Here is a 17,559-nt window from a genome sequence, read left to right as displayed (position 1 = left end):
GGCGAACGCCCATCAAGAGGCGTCCCGGAAGGAGACATCCGATGTTCAAGAGTCAACGCTGGTTCGTCGTCGCACTGCTGTTTCTGGCGGGCGTCATCAACTATCTGGATCGCGCGGCGCTGTCGATCGCCGCGCCGCTGATCCAGAAGGACCTCAATTTTTCGCACGCGCAGATGGGCGTCGTGTTCAGCAGTTTTTTCATCGGTTATGCGCTGTTCAATTTCGTCGGCGGTCTGGCGTCCGACAAGGTCGGCGCGAAACGCGTGTTCGGCACGGCGATGGGCGTGTGGTCGGTGTTCTGCGGCGCGACCGCGCTCGCGAGCGGGATCGGTTCGCTGATCGTGCTGCGCGTGCTGTTCGGCATGGGCGAAGGGCCGTTCAGTTCATCGACGAGCAAGATGGTCAACAACTGGTTTCCGCGCCGCGAAGTGGCGAGCGCGATCGGCGTGATCAGCTCGGGCACGCCGCTGGGCGGCGCGCTGGCGGGGCCCGTGGTCGGCTTCATGGCCGTGCAGTTCGGCTGGCGCTGGGCATTCGTCGCGATCATGGGATTCGGGCTCGCGTGGCTCGTGCTGTGGTCGCTGACGACGACCGAGCATCCGCACGAGCAGAAGCGCATCACATCCGCCGAACTCGAATTGATCCGCGCCGGCCAGGCGGGCGAGCCTGCGCTTGCGCATGCGGGTGAGCGCGAGGATGGCAAGCCGGGACTCGGCCACTTCCTGCGCATGCCGATCATTCTCGCGACCGCGTTTGCGTTCTTCTCATACAACTACGTACTGTTCTTTTTCCTGTCGTGGTTCCCGAGCTATCTGACCGAGGCGCATCACCTGAGCCTGCACGACATGAGCATCGCGACCGTGATTCCGTGGCTGCTCGGCAGCATTGGTCTCGCGGCCGGCGGCTTCATTTCGGACCTGATTCTGCGCATCACCGGCAAGCCGCTGTTGTCGCGTAAGCTCGTGCTCGGCACCTGCCTCGGCGCGGCCGCGGTCTGCGTGGCGCTGGCCGGGCGCGTCTCCAGCATGGAGAGCGCGGTTGCGCTGATGTCGGTGTCGATCTTTTTCCTGTACGCGACGGGCGCCGTGTATTGGGCCGTGATCCAGGACACGGTGCCGCGTGAACACGTCGGCGGCGTGGGCGGCTTCGTGCATCTGCTGGCGAACCTGGCCGGCGTGATCGGACCGGCGGTCACGGGCTTCATCGTCGAGGCGACGCATGGTGCGTACGGCAGCGCGTTCGTGCTGGCGGGCGCGATTGCGGTGCTCGGCGCCGTGTGTTCGTTCGTATGGGTGCGTGAGCCGCGCGCGAGCACTTTGGCGGTCGAGCGCGCATGGTAGTATGGTGCGATGCTTGCGGTGCTTTACGGCCTGTCGCTGATAACACGTAAATTGCCGCGAACATCGCCCACTGAGTTTTCCGCTTTCGACTTGCCGCTATCCGTTGCTTTGCCAATGCCCACCAGCACACATCTCGCCGACGCCCCTTCTTCTTCCGCCGCCGTGTCGGGCGCGCCACGCAAGCGTGGCCGCGCAGCCGCGCAGGGTGGCACGCGTGCAGCGCTGCCCGACCTGACCGCAAATCTTTCCCTCGATTCTCACGAGCCGATCGGCAAACAGATTTTCCGTGCGTTGCGCGAGGCGATTTTCGTCGGCCAGATGGTGCCGGGCACGCCGCTGTCGGAGAAGGAAGTGTCGGACATGTTTCAGGTGTCGCGTCAGCCGGTGCGCGAAGCATTCATCAAGCTGGTCGAGGCGGGCGTGTTGCAGGTGCTGCCGCAGCGCGGCACCTTCGTGAAGCGGATTTCCCCGCGCCAGGTGCGCGAAGGACGCTTCATCCGTGAGGCGATCGAAACCGCGGTGGTGCGCAAGGCGGCGGTTTCGATTACCGACGACCAGTTGCAGGCGCTCGCCGACAACCTGCGCGAGCAGAAACTCGCGGCGAAAGCGAACGACACGGCCGCGTTTCTCGCGCTCGACGAAGCGTTCCACTACGCAATCGCGCAGACGATCGACTGCACGGCCGCCTGGGAAACGATCCAGGACATCAAGGCGCAAATGGACCGCGTGCGCTATCTGAGCCTGCCCGATGTATCGCCGCTCGATCTGCTGATCCGCCAGCACGCGAAAATTCTGGCGGGACTGCGCGCGCACGATCCGAGTGCCGCCGAAGACGCGATGCGTCACCACCTGCGCGAAATCCTCGTGTCGCTCGGCCCGATCGCCGAGCGCAACCCCGCCTGGTTCGAGGCCGACGAGCCCGAGCGCGTGCCGTTGTCGACCTGAGACGCAGGCGCGCCGAGCGCCCACTCAACCCGTCCCCTCAAACGATCCGCATCCCGCCGCGATACGTCGCGCGCGGCACCGGCAGCTTGCCGAGCATCGTCACGCGCACGAGGTCCGCGCGAAGGCCCGGCTCGATCGCGCCGCGGTCCGTGAGATCGGCGGTGCGCGCCGGTTCGGCCGAGACCGTTGCCATCGCACGCGGCAGCGACCAGCCGGCTTTTTCGACCAGATCGAACACCGCGGTCAGCAGGCTCGACGGCACGTAATCCGACGACAGGATGTCGAGCAGATCCGCGCGAGCAAGTTCGAGCGCCGACACATTGCCCGAATGCGAGCCGCCGCGCACGATGTTCGGCGCGCCCATGATCGTCGCGATGCCGTGCTCGCGCGCGGCTTGCGCGGCGATGCGCGTGGTCGGGAATTCGGCGAGCACGATGCCTTCAGCCTTCGCCTGTTCGACGTGCTCGATCAGCGTGTCGTCGTGGCTCGCGACCGGAATGCCGAGCCGCCCGCAACGCTCGACGATCTCGCGGCGGTGCTCGTCCGCGTATCGCTCCTGTTCGACCGCGAGCTCGGCGAGCGCGCTCTCGACGCGCTCGTCGCTCATCTTGCCGTTGCGCTCCTGAAATCGGCGCCATTGTTCGCGGTCGTGCCATTGGCGCTGGCCCGGCGTATGGTCCATCACCGACGCGAGCCGAAGCAGCGGATGCGCGCACAGCGAATCGAATACCTCGAGCACGTCGGCGGTCGCGATCTCGCAGCGCAGATGCAGAAAGTGCTCGGCACGCAACAGTTGACGCGTGGATAGCCGCAGCAGCGAATCGGCGCATTGCGTTTGCAGAGCGCGGCCGCGCAATCCGGCGTTGACACGCGAGCCGATTGCGAGCGCGTCGAACACCGTCGTGATGCCGGCGGCGGCGACCTGCGCGTCGTGGATCACGAAGGCCGCGTCGGTATTCCATTCGACGCCGGGACGCGGCACGAGGTGCTTTTCGAGGTTGTCCGTATGCAGTTCGATCAGACCGGGGAGCAGATAATCGCCGTCCCAGTCTTCGGCGTCGCGCGCCGAACTCGCGCCGCGTTCGACGTCGCGAATCACGCCGTCTTCGACGCGCACGGTGCCAATGAATTCTTCGTCTCGCGTTACGACGCGAGCGTTGCTGATCAACATCGACTTGCTCCGTAGTCAGTCGGGCTTTGTTTCAGTTCAGTGCCGCAGCGGCGGCCGCAGTTCCAGGCGGCGCGTCGCGACCTTGTTGCGGGTCTCTTCGTCGTGAAAGATACCAACGATCGCCGCGCCGCGCTCGCGCGCCTCGACGATCAGATCGGCCACCACGTCGCGGTTTTCCGCATCGAGCGACGCGGTCGGTTCGTCGAGCAGCAACAGCGGATGCCCGGCAATCAAACCGCGCGCGATGTTCACGCGCTGCTGCTCGCCGCCCGAGAACGTCGCCGGCGCGAGCGACCACAGCCGCTCCGGCACGTTCAGCCGCGCGAGTAATTCAGCGGCGCGTGCGCTCGCTTCATGTTCGGCGACGCCGTGCAGCAGCAGCGGCTCGGCGACGAGCGCAAGCGTCGGCACGCGCGGAATCACGCGCAAGAACTGGCTCACATAGCCGACCACGCCACGGCGCAGACGCAGCACGTCGCGTGGTTCGGCACCGGTGATCGTGACGGGTCGGCCGTTGTCGCTCGTGTCGCGAATCGCGATCGAGCCGGTGCTCGCCAGATAGTTGCCATACAGACAGCGCAGCAGCGTGCTCTTGCCCGCGCCCGACGGCCCGACCAGCACCACGCATTCGCCGCGCTCGACCTCGAGCGACACGTCAGCGAGTGCGTCGATGCGCACGCCGCCCTGGCCATGCAGCGTGAAAGTCTTGCCGATGCCGGTGGCACGCAGCATCAGCGCCGCGTTGTCGGCAAAAGCGCGCTCGCCGTGGCGTGCGTCGCTACCTGCGTCAATTGCTATCTCAGTGGATTGCATCGTGAGCCTCAAACCGGCAGAACCGAGGAAACCAGCGTTTGCGTATAAGGGTGCTGCGGATCGTCGAGCACCTGATCGGTCAGCCCGGCTTCGACGACTTCGCCCCCCTGCATCACCATCAGCCGATGCGCGAGCAGACGCGCAACGCCGATGTCGTGCGTGACGATCAGCACCGACAGATGCAGCGTCGACGTCAGCGTGCGCAGCAGGTCGAGCAGACGCGCCTGCACGGACACGTCGAGAGCGGCGGTCGGTTCGTCCATGAACACCAGACGCGGACCGGTGACGAGATTGCGCGCAATCTGCAAGCGCTGCTGCATGCCGCCCGAAAACGCGGCGGGGAATTCGTCGATGCGCGTCGCGTCGAGTTCGACGCGCTCCATCCATTGCGTGGCCGTACGGCGAATCTCGCCGTAGTGGCGCGCGCCCACCGCCATCAACGGCTCGCCGATGTTCGCGCCGGCCGATACGCCGCTGCGCAGGCCGTCGCGCGGATTCTGCTGCACGAAGCCCCACTCGGTGCGCATCAGCAGACGGCGGCGCGGCTCGGACAGCGCGCGCAGATCGAGCGAATCGCCATGCGACGCGGTGTAGTGCAGCGAGCCGCTGTCGGCCTCGGTCTTCAGCGCCAGCGTGTTGAGCAGCGTGGTCTTGCCCGAGCCCGATTCGCCGACGATGCATAGCACCTCGCCCGGATACAGATCGAAGCTCACGTTGCGGCAACCATTGCGGCCGCCGTACTGTTTGGTGAGCGCGCGTGCGCTCAGAAGCGGCGTCATGCTGATTCTCCTGCGCGCGTGGCGTGGGGCAGCGGTGCTTGCGGTTCAATCTCGCCGTCGCCGCGCCGCTCGTGACAGTAGTCGCTATCCGAGCAAACGAACATGCGGGTGCCCGCATCGTCGACGATCATTTCGTCGAGAAAGCTTTCCTTCGATCCGCACAGCGCGCACGCGTGCTGCCACTTCTGCACTTCGAACGGATGATCGTCGAAGTCGAGGCTGCGCACATGCGTATAAGGCGGAATCGCGTGAATGCGGCGCTCGCGGCCCGCGCCGAACAGTTGCAGCGCGGCGTTCATGTGCATCTTCGGATTGTCGAACTTCGGGATCGGCGACGGCGAGCTCAGATAGCGATGGTTGACGATCACCGGATAGTCGTACGTGGTCGCGATGCTGCCGTGATGCACGATGTCCTCGTACAGCTTCACGCTGATCAGCCCGTAATCGGCGAGCGCGTGCAGCTTCCTGCATTCGGCGACGCGCGGTTCGAGCCGGTACAGCGGTTCGGGCATCGGCACCTGATAGACGAGGATCTGCCGCTCGGTCAGCGGCGTTTCGGGAATCCGGTGGCGCGTCTGGACGATCGTCGCTTCGCTCGTGTGCCGCGTGGTCGCGACACCGGTGGTGCGTGCGAAGAAGCGGCGGATGTTGACGGCGTTGGTGGTCTCGTCGGAGCCCTGATCGATGACCTTCAGCGTGTCCGTCCTGCCGATAATCGCGGCCGTCACCTGGAGGCCGCCGGTGCCCCAGCCGTACGGCAGCGGCATTTCGCGCGACGCGAACGGCACCTGGTAGCCCGGCACGGCGACTGCCTTCAGCAGCGCGCGGCGCAGCATGCGCTTGGTCTGCTCGTCGAGATACGCGAAGTTGTAGCCGTGCGCGGCGCTGTCGTTGGAGGTGTTTGCAACCGCGGTGTCGGGCGCGTTCATGCTGCTTGCTCCTTGTCGGTGGCGTGGCTTGTCTCATCGTCGCGGTGATGCTGCGCGCGCAAACGCCGCACCAGTTCCAGCTCCGCCTGGAAGTCGACGTAATGCGGCAGCTTCAGGTGTTGCACGAAGCCCGACGCCTCGACGTTGTCGCTGTGCGACAGCATGAACTCGATGTCCTGCGTCGGCGACGCGAGCGTCTCGCCGAGTTCTTCGGCACGCAATGCGCGATCGACCAGCGACATCGCCATCGCCTTGCGCTCCGAGTGGCCGAACGCGAGACCGTAGCCCTGCGTGAAGGTGGGCGGCACCGCGCCGCTGCCGGCGAACTGGTTGATCATCTGGCATTCGGTGATGTCGATATCGCCGATGTCGACTGCTTCGCCGAGTTCGTCGAGATCCATTTCGACCGCGATCGTGCCGAAGCGGATCTCGCCCGCGAACGGATGCGAATGCGCGTAGCCGCGCTGCGTCGCATAGCCCATCGCGAGCAGGAAGCCTTCGTCGCCACGAGCGAGGTTCTGCAGACGCGTCGCTCGGCTCGCCGGAAACGCGAGCGGTTCGCGCGACAGATCGCCGGGTTGCGCGCCATCGGGCGTCGGTCGCTCCTGCTCGATCAGGCCTTCCTTGTCGAGCAGGGACACGACGCGCGGCATCGATTCTGGCGCTTGTTGCGAAACTGCCGCGCTGTTCGCCGTCATGTTTTGCTGGGCGTCGTTACCTTCAGCGAGCAACGCGAAATCGAGCAGACGCTGCGTGTAGTCATAGGTCGCGCCGAGCAACTGGCCGCCGGGCAAGTCCTTGAAGGTCGCCGAAATGCGCCGCTCCACCTGCATCGTTTCGGCATCGATTGCGCGCGTGTAGCCGAAGCGCGGCAACGTGGTGCGATACGCGCGCAGCAGGAAAATCGCCTCGACCAGATCGCCGGCTGCCTGCTTGATTGCGAGCGCGGCAAGCTCCTCGTCGTAGACCGAACCTTCGGTCATCACGCGCGCGACCGCGAGCCGCAACTGCTCGCGAATCTGCGCGACGCTCAGTTCGGCGATCTGCGTATCGCCACGGCGCGCCTTGTCGAGCAGGCGCCACGACGCTTCGATCGCGCGTTCTCCACCTTTGACGGCAACGTACATCAGTTCACCTTCGCTTCAGTTGTGCGCGGCAGGCCGATCACGCGCGGGCCGCAAACCAGATAACAGTCGATGCCGCACGGAAACAGCGGCGCAAGCATCGCGCGTTCCTGCCAGAACCGCGCAGGAAGACCTACCGGCGAAATCGTTTCGGTTTCCAGAATGCCGGGGCCGCTCAGCGTGACCGGTGCGCCGCCCGTCAGCGCGTCGACGCGAATCAGCAGCGTGGCCGATTGTTCGGGCGACTCGGCACTGCCGGGTGCGAAGCTTTCGAGCGGCGGCAACGCATCGGCATCGTGCAGATACACGAACGCGGCCTCGCCGGGCGCATCGACGAGCGGCGCGCCGGTGTGGAAACGCAACGCCGACGCGAGCGCGGTGTCGGGATGCGCGAGCCAGACCGGCGTCGCGTAGTCGCACAGCGTCAGCAGCGCGGCGAACGCAGCGGGTTCGACCGGCGTGTTGCGCAATTCAGGCAGCACGTCACGAATCACGCCGATCGTGCCGGGCCGCGACAACGCGTCGAGCAGCGTGCGGAATACGGCCTGGGTGTCGTGGACCGGGTCCGCGAAACCCGGCGTCAGCGTGGACAACGCAATCGGTGAATGTTCCATCAGTCGCCTCGCACCATCGTGAAGAATTCGACGCGCGTCGCCGCGGCGTCCTGTTGCCGTTTTGCGCGCGAGGCCCGCTGTTGCGTCGCGAACGGCTCGATCAATTGACGATGCAGGCTGTCGTGGTGCTCGGGCATCTGCAACAACGCATCGGCAAGCGCGGCAAGTTCGGCACGACGGCGGTCGCGTCCCAGATGGCAGGCGACGCCGACGGTGGCCTCGGCCTCGCCGCTGGCACGCAGGCGCAGCGTGGCGCGCGTGACCGTCGCTTCGCCGAGATTGAACGGATCGCCGCTGCCGCCGATACGCCCGCGCACCATCGCGAGGCCGATTTCAGGAGCGCGCAGCCAGTCGTAGGCAGGGGCGGGGCGACCTTGCAGCGCGCGCTGCAGCGCGGCTTCGAGATCGGCGCTCGGCGTGCGGGCCAGCACGGCCATCCAGGCGCGCCGCGCCGCTGAAGACGCAGCCGGCAAAGACGAAGGGGGTGAAGCGGTACTCGGGCTCATCGGATTTCCTGTCGATCCAGCGAGTGGACATCGGGGCATCTATTCATCTAAACGTCTAGACGTTTGCAAGTATAGTTGGCTGGACTGTCGTGCGCAGCGGACGTTTCATATTTCCATCACGGCTCGCGCACTACAATGCACATCATGGCGATCATTTGAACCGAAGGGAATGACAGCACCATGACATCGAACGACAGCGCGGCGCCGGCCACGATGCTGGAACGCGGCGCGGGCGTGGCGGTCTGGAGACAGATCGAACAGATTCTTGCCGCCGAAATCGCGGCGAGCGGATTCGGCGAAGAAGGGCGGCTGCCGAGCGAGGGCGAGCTGGCGAAGCGCTTCGACGTCAACCGTCACACGGTGCGTCGCGCGATGCTCGGTCTCGCCGCGCTCGGCCTCGTCAGCGTCGAGCAGGGGCGCGGCACGTTCGTGCAGCCCGGCGCGATCGACTACTCGATCGGCCGCCGTACGCGCTTCACCGAAAACCTGCGTCAGCAGCATCACTCGCCCGCGGGCAAGATGCTGTCGGCCGCGCGCGTGAAGGCCGAGCCGAGCGTCGCGAAGGCCTTGGGCCTGCGCGCGGGCGCGGCGGTCTATCGGATCGAATCGCTGAACGAGTCCGACGGGGTGCCGCTCACGTTCGCGCGCAGCTGGTATCCGGCCGCACGTTTTCCGGAGCTGCCGGAGGTGGTGCAACGGCTCGGCGGCACGACCAGGGCGCTGGCCGAATTCGGCGTGGACGACTATCTGCGCAAGTGGAGCCGCATCGGCAGCGTGCTGCCCGAGCCGGAAGTCGCGCGGCGGCTGAACATCAACCGTCAGCAGCCGGTGCTGTGGGTCGAGAACGTCGACGTCGATCTGCAAGGCACGCCGGTCAAATACGGCTTCACGCATTTCGCCGCCGACCGCGTGCAACTGCTCGTGGAGCACGACCTGTGAGCGACCCCGCATGGAGTGCCGAAGCGCGCTACGCGCTCTACTACGCGCCGTCGTGTGAATCGGCATGGTGGCAGGCCGGCTCGACGTGGCTCGGCCGCGATGCGCAGAGTGGCGAGCATTGCGCGCAGCCCCAGCCGCCGAGCCTGAGGCGACCCCTCGCCGCATTGACCGACGCGCCGCGCCGCTACGGCTGGCATGGCACGCTGATTGCGCCGTTCCGGCTTGGCACCGGGCTCACCCAGCACGACGTGCTCGCGGCCGCGCGAAGCTGGGCGCTCGCGCAGCAGTCGTTCGCGCTGCCGATGGAAGCGGCCACACTGGGCGACTTCGTGGCGTTGCGTCCCGCCGATGCGGATGGCGAGAGGCGCATTCGCGAACTCGCGTCGAACGCACTGGAGGCGCTCGACGGGTTGCGCGCGCGACCGTCGGCGGCCGAGCTCGAGCGCCGGCTCGCCGCGCCGCTCAGCGAACGTCAACGGGCGTTGCTGCTGCAATGGGGCTATCCGTACGTGTTCGACGAATTCCGTTTCCATATGACGTTGTCCAATTCGCTTGCCGATGCCGACGAGCGCGCGACTCTGCTCGCATGGTGGCGTGAGCGCACGCCCGCGCTCGGGCCGCTCGCGCTCGATCAGGCCGCGCTGTTCGTCGAGCCGACGCCGGGCGAGCCGTTCGTGCTGTGGCAGTCGCTGCCGTTCAGCGACGGCGCGCAACCCGGCGATCGCAAGGACCGGCAGCAAGACGAGGTGAGCAGCCAATGACTGGGCGTTTGATCTATGTGATGGGGCCGTCGGGCGCGGGCAAGGATTCGCTGCTGCAATTCGCGCGCAAGCGGATGGAGGGCGATCCGGTCGTTTTCGCGCATCGTTACATCACGCGGCCGAGCGGCAATGGCGAGGTGCATGTCGCACTGAGCGTCGAGGAGTTCGCCGCGCGCTCGGTGCTTGGCCTGTTCGCGCTCGAATGGTCGAGCCATTCGCTGCGTTATGGCATCGGCATCGAACTCGATGCGTGGCTCGCGCGTGGCTGTACGGTGGTCGTCAACGGCTCGCGGCAGTACCTGCAACATGCGCTCGCGCGCTATCCACGCGCTGAAGTGGTGCACGTGAGCGCCGCGCCGCATATTCTCGAAGCGCGGCTCGGCGCAAGGGCGCGCGAATCGGCGGAGCAGGTCGCGGCGCGGCTCGCGCGGCGCGCGCCGTTCGCGTTGCCGGCCGGCGTGCGCTGCACGACGATCGACAACTCCGGCACGCTCGAAGAAGCGGGGCACGCGTTGATCACGGTGCTCAAGGAGAAGGTGAGCGCGTAGCGCAAGCACACGCTCGAGCGCACGCGGCCTCTTATTGCACGGCCCCCATCCGCTCCCGCGTGACCTGCCGCAAGCATGCGACGAACTGCTCAACGGCCGGCGTCGGCAGTAGATCGCGTCGCGAGATGATGCTGATATCGTAGTTCGGCATCGCGTCTTCGATCTGGGCGACGCGAATGCCGAGCGGCGCGACCTTCTGCGCAAGCGACCGCGTGAAGCAGCTGATCACGTCGGTCTGCGACACGAGCCCGAGCGTCACCGCAAACGACGACGGCGCGCGCAACAGCCGCTTCGGCAACGGCAGGCCGTGCGCGCTGAACATCGCCATCATCACGCTGTGCGGGAAGTGATCGGCGCCGACCGTGACGATCCACTCGGCGTCGAGCAGCTCGGACAGACGCGTGACGTTCGCAAGCGGATGGCCGGCGCGCATCGTGACGACGAACTGCGTCGAGTACAGCGGCACCTGCACCAGATCGCTATCCAATGCCAGAACGTGATGGATCGCCGCGAGATCGAGCGTGCCGTTGCGCAGGCGCGCGAGCGCATCGGGCACCGTCACTTCCTCCAGGTGCAGACTCACCAGCGGCATCTTCTCGCGAAAGCTCGACACCGCTTGCGGCAGCACCGTCAGCGCGAGCGATGGCATCGTGCCGACGCTGACCCTGCCGGCCAGTTCTCCTTTTACCTGCTCGACGGCCTCGACGGTGCGGCGCATGTCGCCCAGCAACTGCTCGGCGCGCGGCAGCAGCGCGAGCCCGCACGCGGTCAGCTCGATGCCGCGCACGCTGCGCACCATCAGCTCCGCGTTGAGCGCGCTTTCCAGCTCGCGAATCGCATGCGTGACGGCCGGCTGCGTGACGCCGAGCTCGCGCGCGGCGGCGCGCAGACTGCGGTGATGCGCGGCGGCGACGAAAGCCTGCAACTGCTGCAGTTTCATAAGGGTAACCCCGTATATAAGACTTACTAATCAGGGTGAAAAAAATAGCATCTTATTCGAACAAAACGGCGTGGCTATAGTGCGAAGCTACCTACTGGAGCCCTGCAAGCTATGAACGAGACCCCGCGTTTGACCGAAGTGTCCGATCTGGAACCCGCCGCCGCGAGCCTGCGCGAGATTCGCCATCACATTCACCATCATCCCGAACTCGCGTACGAGGAAGTGGGCACGGCGGCGCTCGTCGCCGAGCGGCTCGAACAGTGGGGCTGGCAGGTCACGCGCGGGGTCGGCAAGACCGGCGTGGTCGGCACGCTGAAAGTGGGCGACGGCAAGCGCAGCATCGGCATTCGCGCTGACATGGACGCGCTGCCGATCATCGAGCAGACCGGCCTGCCGTACGCGAGCGGCACGCACGGCAAGATGCACGCGTGCGGCCACGACGGCCACACCACGATCCTGCTCGGCGCCGCGCAACGGCTCGCGGCCACGCGCAATTTCTCGGGCACCGTGCACCTGTATTTCCAGCCGGCCGAGGAAAGCGGCATCGACAGCGGCGCGCTGAAGATGATCAACGACGGCCTGTTCGAGCGCTTCCCGTGCGACGCCGTGTTCGGCCTGCACAACCATCCGGGCGCGGAGCCGGGCGTGCTGCTGTTCCGCAAGGGACCGTTCATGTCGGCGGGCGACAAGGCGATCATCACGATTGAAGGCGTCGGCGGCCATGCGGCGCGTCCGCATCTGACCGTCGATCCGGTCGTGGTCGCCGCGAGCATCGTGATGGCGTTGCAGACGATCGTCGCGCGCAACGTCGATCCGTCGCAGCCGGCCGTGGTGACGGTGGGCTCGATGCACGCGGGCACCGCGAACAATGTGATTTCAAGCAGCGCGAAACTCGAACTGAGCGTGCGCTCGTTCAGCCCCGAGGTGCGTGCGTTGCTGAAGAAGCGCATTACGGAACTCGCCGAGTCGCAGGCCGCGAGCTATGGCGGCACGGCGAATGTCGAGTACATCGAGGGCTATCCGGTCGTCATCAATACGGATGCCGAAACGGATTTCGCGGTGCAGGTCGCGCGCGAGCTGGTCGGCGACGACAAGGTGGTCGAGCAGACCGACATCCTGATGGGCAGCGAGGACTTCGCGTTCATGCTGCAGAAGCGGCCGGGCACGTTCCTGCGCATCGGCAACGGCGTCGGCGAGGACGGCTGCATGGTGCACAACCCGCACTACGACTTCAACGACCGCAGCCTGCCGATCGGCGCGGCGTTCTGGGCACGGCTGGTGGAGCGCTATCTCGCGCGGTGAGCGCCAACAGCCAATGCCGTAGCGCGCAGCAAACGCGCGCGCCCGGCAGCTTATAACCACGAGCCACGCAACCGGCTGGCTCTGTGGCGGCGTGCGTCAGCCGCGCCGCGCGACCATCTCCGAGACCGTCTGCGCGGCTTGCTGCAGCGGTTCCAGAAACGCCTTCACCATCTGCTTCGCTGAATTGCGCTGCGCGTTGCCGCTGATGTTCATCGCGGCGATCACGCGGCCCTGGCGATTGCGAATTGGCGCGGACAGCGAAATCAGTCCGCCTTCGAGTTCCTGATCGACGATCGCCCACCCCTGGCGACGCACCTGCTCGATCAGCTTCTTCAACTCTTCCTTGTCGGTGACGGTGCGCGGCGTGTGCGCATAGAGCGGCGACGAGTTCAGCGTCGCGTCGAGCGTCTCTTCGTCGAGCGAGGCGAGCAGCACGCGGCCCATCGACGTGCAGTACGCGGGCAGGCGGCTGCCGATCGACAGGTTGATCGTCATGATCTTGTGCGTCGGCACGCGCAGCACGTAGACGATCTCGGTGCGATCGAGCACGGCCGCCGAGCAGCTTTCGTGCACCTGCGCCGACAGGCCTTCCATCACCGGTTCGGCGAGATTCCAGAACGGCATCGAGGTCAGGTACGCGAAGCCGAGGTCGAGAATCTTCGGCGTCAGACGAAACAGGCGTCCCTCAGCTTCCACGTAGCCCAGCGTTTGCAGCGTCAGCAGGATCCGGCGCGCGCCGGCGCGCGTGAGGCCGGTCGCCGCGGCGACGTCGGTGAGCGTCTGTTCGGGGCGCGTCGCGTCGAACGCACGGATGACCGCGAGGCCGCGCGCGAACGACTGCACGTACGAGTCGCCCGGTTTCTCCGGGGCCGGTTCGGCGTTGGCGGGCGCGACGGAAGACGGCGGCAGGGCTTTGCTCATGGACCTTGATCGTGGTTTTGGAAGAGTGCGCGCGCAGGGCATGCGACGCGCGTTCGTTTCGATGCAGCGCCGCGTTTCGCGCTGCGGCGCAAAGGCGAGACGATAGCTTAAGCCTTCTATTTCGCCAAATGACGCCGATTGGTGCAAAAAGACCAGGGTTTGCGTGGATGCGATTCGCTCTGCAAATTTGTATGATGACCCGATAACATGACTAGTTCATGTGAACCGATCCAACCGATCCAGGTGATTCAACCGAGCCGCCATGTTCGACAAGATTCCCGCCCGTGCGATGAGCGACACCGTCGCGCAGCAACTGCTGAAGCAGATCGACAAAGGCACCTTCGCGCGCGGCGCCAAGCTGCCGACCGAGGCCGTGCTCGCGCAACAGTTCGGCGTGAGCCGCACGGTGATTCGCGAGGCGTTGTCGCGGCTGAAGAACGAGGGCGTGGTCGAGCCGCGCCAGGGCAGTGGCGTGTTCGTTGCCGGGCACGGTGCGATCCGCCCGCTGCGGATCGACTACGCGGAAGCCGTGGAGCCGGGCTCGGTCGTGCAGATCCTCGCGCTGCGCCGCGCGATCGAGGCGGAGGTCGCGTCGGAAGCCGCGATGCGCCGCAGCGATGCCGACATGGCCGCGATCGACAGCGCGCTTGCTCGCATCGAGCGGGCGGTCGCGGACGGCGAGGATGGTGTCGCCGAAGACGTCGCGTTTCATCGCGCGATCGCGGTGGCGACCGGCAATCCGTATTTCCTGAAGACGTTGATGTTCCTCAATCAGTACCTCGAAGCGGGCACGCTCGTCACACGCCGCAACGAGGCGCTGCGAGAGGACTTCTCGCGGCAGGTGCGCGAGGAGCACGCGGCGATCGCCGCGGCGATTCGCGCCGGCGATCCGATGGCGGCGCGCAATGCCGCGCAGACGCATCTGTACAACGCGGCGCGGCGGCTTGCCGAGGCGGGCATCGTCTGACGCGCAGAAGGCGCGCGGCGATTCCGGCGCGCGCGAACGCACCAATGCAGCACCAATCCATAGAGGTCACGCATGTCGAGAAATGTCGGTGTCATCGGTTTGGGGGCCATGGGGCTCGGCGTTGCGCGCTCGCTGTTGCGCGCCGGCTTCAGGGTCCACGCTTGCGACTTGCGGCGCGACGTGCTGCAGGCGTTCGTCGATGAAGGCGGCGTCGGCTGCGCGACGCCCGCGGAGCTTGGCGCGCAGTGCGAGGTTGTGGTCACGCTGGTCGTGAATGCCGCGCAAACCGAGGCCGTGCTGTTCGGTGAGCACGGCGCAGTCGCGGCGATGAAGCCGGGCGGCGTCGTGATCGCGAGTGCGACAGTCGCGCCGGAGTTTGCGATCGACCTCGGCAGGCGTGTCGAGGCGGCCGGTCTGCAGATGCTCGACGCGCCTGTGTCGGGCGGCGCGGCGCGCGCGGCGTCGGGGGAAATGACGATGATGACGTCCGGTCCCGCGGCTGCGTACGCGGCGTGCGAGGACGTGCTCGCCGCGATCGCCGGCAACGTGTATCGGCTCGGCGCCGCGCATGGCGCGGGCTCGAAGGTGAAGATCATCAACCAGCTGCTGGCCGGCGTGCATATCGCGGCGGCCGCCGAGGCCATGGCGCTCGGCTTGCGCGAAGGCGTGAACCCTGACGCGCTGTATGACGTGATCACGCACAGCGCGGGCAATTCGTGGATGTTCGAGAACCGTGTGCCGCATATTCTCGCGGGCGATTACACGCCGCTGTCGGCGGTCGACATCTTCGTGAAAGACCTGGGCCTCGTGCTCGATACCGCGCGCCGCACGAAGTTTCCGCTGCCGCTGTCGGCGGCCGCGCATCAGATGTTCATGATGGCGTCGACGGCGGGCCACGGTGGCGAAGACGACTCGGCCGTCGTGAAGATTTTTCCCGGCATCGAATTGCCGGCGAAGCAATAAGCGAGGGACAGGTGATGACGGCTCAAACGAAACCCGCGCTGCTCGGCTGCATCGCCGATGATTTCACCGGCGCCACCGATCTCGCCAACATGCTGGTGCGCGGCGGCATGCGCACGGTGCAGACGATCGGCGTGCCAACCTCCAACGAAGCGCTCAATGCCGACGCGCTCGTCGTCGCGCTGAAGTCGCGCACGATCCCCGCCGCCGACGCGGTCGCGCAATCGCTGGCCGCGCTCGCCTGGCTGCGCGCGCAAGGGTGCCGGCAATTCTTCTTCAAGTACTGCTCGACTTTCGATTCGACCGATGCGGGCAACATCGGTCCGGTGACCGATGCGTTGCTGAACGCGCTATCCGCCGAATTCGCCGGGCGCGCGTCGTTCACGATCGCATGTCCCGCGTTTCCCGAGAACGGCCGCACGATTTTTCGCGGCCATCTGTTCGTCGGCGATGCGCTGCTCAACGAGTCGGGCATGGAAAACCATCCGCTGACGCCGATGCGCGACCCGAACCTCGTGCGGGTGCTGCGGCGGCAAACGCAATCGAAGGTCGGGCTCGTGCGTTACGACCAGGTCGCGCAAGGCGATGCGACCGTGCGTGCCGCATTCGACGCGCTGCGCGCCGACGGCGTGCGCATCGCGATTGCCGATGCGGTGTCCGACGCCGATCTGCATACGCTCGGCGCGGCCTGTGCTGACCTCGCGCTGATCACGGGCGGCTCCGGCGTCGCGCTCGGCTTGCCGGCCAACTTCCGGCGTGCGGGGCTGCTCGGCGAGACGACCCATGCCGCGCAACTGCCGCGCGTCGAAGGTTTGTCGGCGGTGCTCGCGGGCAGTGCGTCGAAAGCGACCAACGCGCAGGTCGCCGCATGGTGCGCGACACGGCCCGCGTTCCGCATCGATCCGCTCGCGGCGGCGCGCGGCGCGGACGTCGTCGGCGAGGCGCTCGCGTTCGCGCGGCAGCGCTTCGTGCACGCGGAGCCGGTGCTGATCTATGCGACCGCATCACCCGATGAAGTGCAGGCCGTGCAGCGCGAACTCGGCGTCAACGAGGCGGGGCATCTGGTGGAAAAGACGTTGGCGTCGATTGCGCGCGGCCTGCGCGAGCTCGGCGTGCGCAAGTTCGTCGTCGCGGGCGGCGAGACCTCGGGCGCGGTCGTGCAGGCGCTCGACGTGCGCATGCTGCGCATCGGCGCGCAGATCGATCCGGGCGTGCCGGCCACGGCGACGACCGGTGCGGAGCCGCTCGCGCTCGCGCTGAAGTCCGGCAATTTCGGCACGACCGACTTCTTCGACAAGGCGCTGCGCCATCTCGAAGGAGCCGCGCAATGAGCAACGCACCGGTACTTCATACATCCACCGAAGCGCGCGTGCGCGAGGAAATCTGCGCGGTCGGCGCGAGTCTGTACCAGCGCGGCTATACGGTCGGCAGCGCCGGCAACATCAGCGCGCGGCTCGACGACGGCTGGCTGATCACGCCGACCGACGCGTGCCTCGGCCGCCTCGATCCCGCCGACATCGCGAAGGTCGACGCAAACGGCCACGCGGTGTCGGGCGGCAAGCCGTCGAAAACGCTCGCGCTGCATCGCGGTATCTATGCGCGCAACGGCGACGCGCGCGGCATCGTCCATACCCATTCGACCCATCTGGTCGCCTTGACGCTCGCGGGCGTGTGGAGCGAAGCGGACGTGCTGCCGCCGATCACGCCGTACTACGTGATGAAAGTGGGCCACGTACCGCTGATTCGCTACCAACGCCCGGGCGATCCGCAAGTGGCCGCGCAGATCGCCGAGCTGGCCGATCGCGTGCGCGCGGTGTTGCTCGAACGTCTGGGGCCGGTGGTGTGGGAGCGCTCGGTCGCGCACGCGTCGTATGCGCTCGAAGAACTCGAGGAGACCGCGCGCCTGTGGCTGATGACGAATCCGCGGCCCGCGCCGCTCGACGCCGCCGCGCTCGAAGAACTCCGTGCCGCGTTCGGCGCGCGCTGGTAGCGGCGCGTCC

The 17,559-nt window shown here is 66.7% G+C and carries 19 protein-coding genes; 10 read left to right on the top strand and 9 right to left on the bottom strand.

The features are described from left to right. Nucleotides 1-41: 41 nt before the first annotated feature. Together EVC45_RS09280 and EVC45_RS09275 are read left to right on the top strand one after the other, a co-directional pair. Nucleotides 42-1,340, top strand: a complete 1,299-nt coding sequence (locus EVC45_RS09280; protein ID WP_129957694.1) for an MFS transporter — start codon at nucleotides 42-44, stop codon at nucleotides 1,338-1,340. Between the two features lie 114 nt (nucleotides 1,341-1,454). Beyond that, complete coding sequence (locus EVC45_RS09275) at nucleotides 1,455-2,285, top strand: GntR family transcriptional regulator (RefSeq protein ID WP_129957693.1); 831 nt, start codon at nucleotides 1,455-1,457, stop codon at nucleotides 2,283-2,285. A 37-nt stretch (nucleotides 2,286-2,322) separates the two neighbouring features. Here EVC45_RS09275 and EVC45_RS09270 read toward each other — a convergent pair whose 3' ends face one another. Genes EVC45_RS09270 through phnG form a run of 7 tightly spaced genes read right to left on the bottom strand, consistent with a single transcriptional unit; the run spans nucleotide 2,323 to nucleotide 8,221 of the window. Next, the gene (locus EVC45_RS09270) at nucleotides 2,323-3,456 is read right to left on the bottom strand and encodes an alpha-D-ribose 1-methylphosphonate 5-triphosphate diphosphatase (RefSeq protein WP_129957692.1); all 1,134 of its coding nucleotides are present in this window, start codon (nucleotides 3,454-3,456) and stop codon (nucleotides 2,323-2,325) included. Nucleotides 3,457-3,492: 36 nt separating this feature from the next. Then, nucleotides 3,493-4,269, bottom strand: coding sequence for a phosphonate C-P lyase system protein PhnL (phnL, locus tag EVC45_RS09265; protein WP_129957691.1), 777 nt, complete (start codon nucleotides 4,267-4,269; stop codon nucleotides 3,493-3,495). A gap of 8 nt (nucleotides 4,270-4,277) precedes the next feature. Further along, entirely contained in the window at nucleotides 4,278-5,048 is a 771-nt protein-coding gene (phnK, locus tag EVC45_RS09260; RefSeq protein WP_129957690.1) for a phosphonate C-P lyase system protein PhnK, read from the bottom strand. After that, nucleotides 5,045-5,977, bottom strand: coding sequence for an alpha-D-ribose 1-methylphosphonate 5-phosphate C-P-lyase PhnJ (locus EVC45_RS09255; protein ID WP_129957689.1), 933 nt, complete (start codon nucleotides 5,975-5,977; stop codon nucleotides 5,045-5,047). Before EVC45_RS09255 ends, phnK begins: the two co-directional genes overlap by 4 nt. Then, the gene (locus tag EVC45_RS09250; RefSeq protein ID WP_129957688.1) at nucleotides 5,974-7,104 is read right to left on the bottom strand and encodes a carbon-phosphorus lyase complex subunit PhnI; all 1,131 of its coding nucleotides are present in this window, start codon (nucleotides 7,102-7,104) and stop codon (nucleotides 5,974-5,976) included. The genes EVC45_RS09255 and EVC45_RS09250 overlap by 4 nt, the downstream gene beginning before the upstream one ends. Next, nucleotides 7,104-7,715, bottom strand: a complete 612-nt coding sequence (gene phnH / locus EVC45_RS09245; RefSeq protein WP_129957687.1) for a phosphonate C-P lyase system protein PhnH — start codon at nucleotides 7,713-7,715, stop codon at nucleotides 7,104-7,106. Before phnH ends, EVC45_RS09250 begins: the two co-directional genes overlap by 1 nt. Further along, nucleotides 7,715-8,221 carry a phosphonate C-P lyase system protein PhnG gene (gene phnG, locus EVC45_RS09240; RefSeq protein ID WP_129957686.1) on the bottom strand — a complete coding sequence of 169 codons (507 nt, stop codon included), beginning with the start codon at nucleotides 8,219-8,221 and terminating at the stop codon, nucleotides 7,715-7,717. The genes phnH and phnG overlap by 1 nt, the downstream gene beginning before the upstream one ends. A 180-nt stretch (nucleotides 8,222-8,401) precedes the next feature. On the opposite strand from phnG, the gene phnF reads away from it, so the two are divergent. The 3 genes from phnF to phnN are packed head-to-tail and all read left to right on the top strand — an operon-like array spanning nucleotide 8,402 to nucleotide 10,469. Further along, nucleotides 8,402-9,160: a phosphonate metabolism transcriptional regulator PhnF gene (gene phnF / locus EVC45_RS09235; RefSeq protein ID WP_129957685.1), complete on the top strand. Its 759-nt coding sequence runs from the start codon at nucleotides 8,402-8,404 to the stop codon at nucleotides 9,158-9,160. Next, nucleotides 9,157-9,921 carry a DUF1045 domain-containing protein gene (locus EVC45_RS09230; RefSeq protein WP_129957684.1) on the top strand — a complete coding sequence of 255 codons (765 nt, stop codon included), beginning with the start codon at nucleotides 9,157-9,159 and terminating at the stop codon, nucleotides 9,919-9,921. Before phnF ends, EVC45_RS09230 begins: the two co-directional genes overlap by 4 nt. After that, nucleotides 9,918-10,469 (top strand): phosphonate metabolism protein/1,5-bisphosphokinase (PRPP-forming) PhnN, encoded by a 552-nt coding sequence (phnN, locus tag EVC45_RS09225; protein ID WP_129957683.1) that lies wholly within the window; start codon nucleotides 9,918-9,920, stop codon nucleotides 10,467-10,469. The genes EVC45_RS09230 and phnN overlap by 4 nt, the downstream gene beginning before the upstream one ends. Nucleotides 10,470-10,500: 31 nt before the next feature. On the opposite strand, the gene EVC45_RS09220 is transcribed toward phnN, so the two are convergent. Continuing rightward, entirely contained in the window at nucleotides 10,501-11,409 is a 909-nt protein-coding gene (locus EVC45_RS09220; RefSeq protein WP_129957682.1) for a LysR family transcriptional regulator, read from the bottom strand. Between the two features lie 111 nt (nucleotides 11,410-11,520). Here EVC45_RS09220 and EVC45_RS09215 point away from each other — a divergent pair, with 111 nt between their 5' ends. Beyond that, nucleotides 11,521-12,711, top strand: coding sequence for a M20 aminoacylase family protein (locus tag EVC45_RS09215; RefSeq protein ID WP_129957681.1), 1,191 nt, complete (start codon nucleotides 11,521-11,523; stop codon nucleotides 12,709-12,711). A gap of 96 nt (nucleotides 12,712-12,807) precedes the next feature. On the opposite strand, the gene EVC45_RS09210 is transcribed toward EVC45_RS09215, so the two are convergent. Further along, entirely contained in the window at nucleotides 12,808-13,632 is an 825-nt protein-coding gene (locus tag EVC45_RS09210; protein ID WP_129957680.1) for an IclR family transcriptional regulator, read from the bottom strand. Between the two features lie 262 nt (nucleotides 13,633-13,894). On the opposite strand from EVC45_RS09210, the gene EVC45_RS09205 reads away from it, so the two are divergent. From EVC45_RS09205 to EVC45_RS09190, 4 genes are all read left to right on the top strand, one after another. Further along, the gene (locus EVC45_RS09205; RefSeq protein ID WP_129957679.1) at nucleotides 13,895-14,599 is read left to right on the top strand and encodes a FadR/GntR family transcriptional regulator; all 705 of its coding nucleotides are present in this window, start codon (nucleotides 13,895-13,897) and stop codon (nucleotides 14,597-14,599) included. A gap of 72 nt (nucleotides 14,600-14,671) precedes the next feature. Continuing rightward, nucleotides 14,672-15,562 carry an L-threonate dehydrogenase gene (ltnD, locus tag EVC45_RS09200; protein WP_129957678.1) on the top strand — a complete coding sequence of 297 codons (891 nt, stop codon included), beginning with the start codon at nucleotides 14,672-14,674 and terminating at the stop codon, nucleotides 15,560-15,562. A gap of 14 nt (nucleotides 15,563-15,576) precedes the next feature. Then, nucleotides 15,577-16,890: a 3-oxo-tetronate kinase gene (gene otnK, locus EVC45_RS09195; RefSeq protein ID WP_129957677.1), complete on the top strand. Its 1,314-nt coding sequence runs from the start codon at nucleotides 15,577-15,579 to the stop codon at nucleotides 16,888-16,890. Beyond that, complete coding sequence (locus tag EVC45_RS09190) at nucleotides 16,887-17,549, top strand: aldolase (protein ID WP_129957676.1); 663 nt, start codon at nucleotides 16,887-16,889, stop codon at nucleotides 17,547-17,549. The genes otnK and EVC45_RS09190 overlap by 4 nt, the downstream gene beginning before the upstream one ends. Nucleotides 17,550-17,559 lie beyond the last annotated feature (10 nt).

Origin of the sequence: Paraburkholderia sp. UYCP14C, assembly GCF_004197395.1 — a bacterium.
Lineage (GTDB): Bacteria > Pseudomonadota > Gammaproteobacteria > Burkholderiales > Burkholderiaceae > Paraburkholderia.
Note: the sequence above shows the minus strand (reverse complement) of the source record. Positions and strands in the feature narration are given on the sequence as shown.

Excerpts from the sequence above, each read along its gene's own strand:
- phnN (WP_129957683.1), top strand. The coding sequence starts at position 9,918 with ATGACTGGGCGTTTGATCTATGTGATGGGGCCGTCGGGCGCGGGCAAG.
- phnG (WP_129957686.1), bottom strand. The coding sequence starts at position 8,221 with ATGAGCCCGAGTACCGCTTCACCCCCTTCGTCTTTGCCGGCTGCGTCT.
- otnK (WP_129957677.1), top strand. The coding sequence starts at position 15,577 with ATGACGGCTCAAACGAAACCCGCGCTGCTCGGCTGCATCGCCGATGAT.
- EVC45_RS09270 (WP_129957692.1), bottom strand. The coding sequence starts at position 3,456 with ATGTTGATCAGCAACGCTCGCGTCGTAACGCGAGACGAAGAATTCATT.
- EVC45_RS09250 (WP_129957688.1), bottom strand. The coding sequence starts at position 7,104 with ATGTACGTTGCCGTCAAAGGTGGAGAACGCGCGATCGAAGCGTCGTGG.
- EVC45_RS09280 (WP_129957694.1), top strand. The coding sequence starts at position 42 with ATGTTCAAGAGTCAACGCTGGTTCGTCGTCGCACTGCTGTTTCTGGCG.
- EVC45_RS09215 (WP_129957681.1), top strand. The coding sequence starts at position 11,521 with ATGAACGAGACCCCGCGTTTGACCGAAGTGTCCGATCTGGAACCCGCC.
- EVC45_RS09190 (WP_129957676.1), top strand. The coding sequence starts at position 16,887 with ATGAGCAACGCACCGGTACTTCATACATCCACCGAAGCGCGCGTGCGC.
- EVC45_RS09205 (WP_129957679.1), top strand. The coding sequence starts at position 13,895 with ATGTTCGACAAGATTCCCGCCCGTGCGATGAGCGACACCGTCGCGCAG.
- phnH (WP_129957687.1), bottom strand. The coding sequence starts at position 7,715 with ATGGAACATTCACCGATTGCGTTGTCCACGCTGACGCCGGGTTTCGCG.
- phnL (WP_129957691.1), bottom strand. The coding sequence starts at position 4,269 with ATGCAATCCACTGAGATAGCAATTGACGCAGGTAGCGACGCACGCCAC.
- ltnD (WP_129957678.1), top strand. The coding sequence starts at position 14,672 with ATGTCGAGAAATGTCGGTGTCATCGGTTTGGGGGCCATGGGGCTCGGC.
- phnF (WP_129957685.1), top strand. The coding sequence starts at position 8,402 with ATGACATCGAACGACAGCGCGGCGCCGGCCACGATGCTGGAACGCGGC.
- EVC45_RS09210 (WP_129957680.1), bottom strand. The coding sequence starts at position 13,632 with ATGAGCAAAGCCCTGCCGCCGTCTTCCGTCGCGCCCGCCAACGCCGAA.
- EVC45_RS09275 (WP_129957693.1), top strand. The coding sequence starts at position 1,455 with ATGCCCACCAGCACACATCTCGCCGACGCCCCTTCTTCTTCCGCCGCC.
- EVC45_RS09255 (WP_129957689.1), bottom strand. The coding sequence starts at position 5,977 with ATGAACGCGCCCGACACCGCGGTTGCAAACACCTCCAACGACAGCGCC.
- phnK (WP_129957690.1), bottom strand. The coding sequence starts at position 5,048 with ATGACGCCGCTTCTGAGCGCACGCGCGCTCACCAAACAGTACGGCGGC.
- EVC45_RS09220 (WP_129957682.1), bottom strand. The coding sequence starts at position 11,409 with ATGAAACTGCAGCAGTTGCAGGCTTTCGTCGCCGCCGCGCATCACCGC.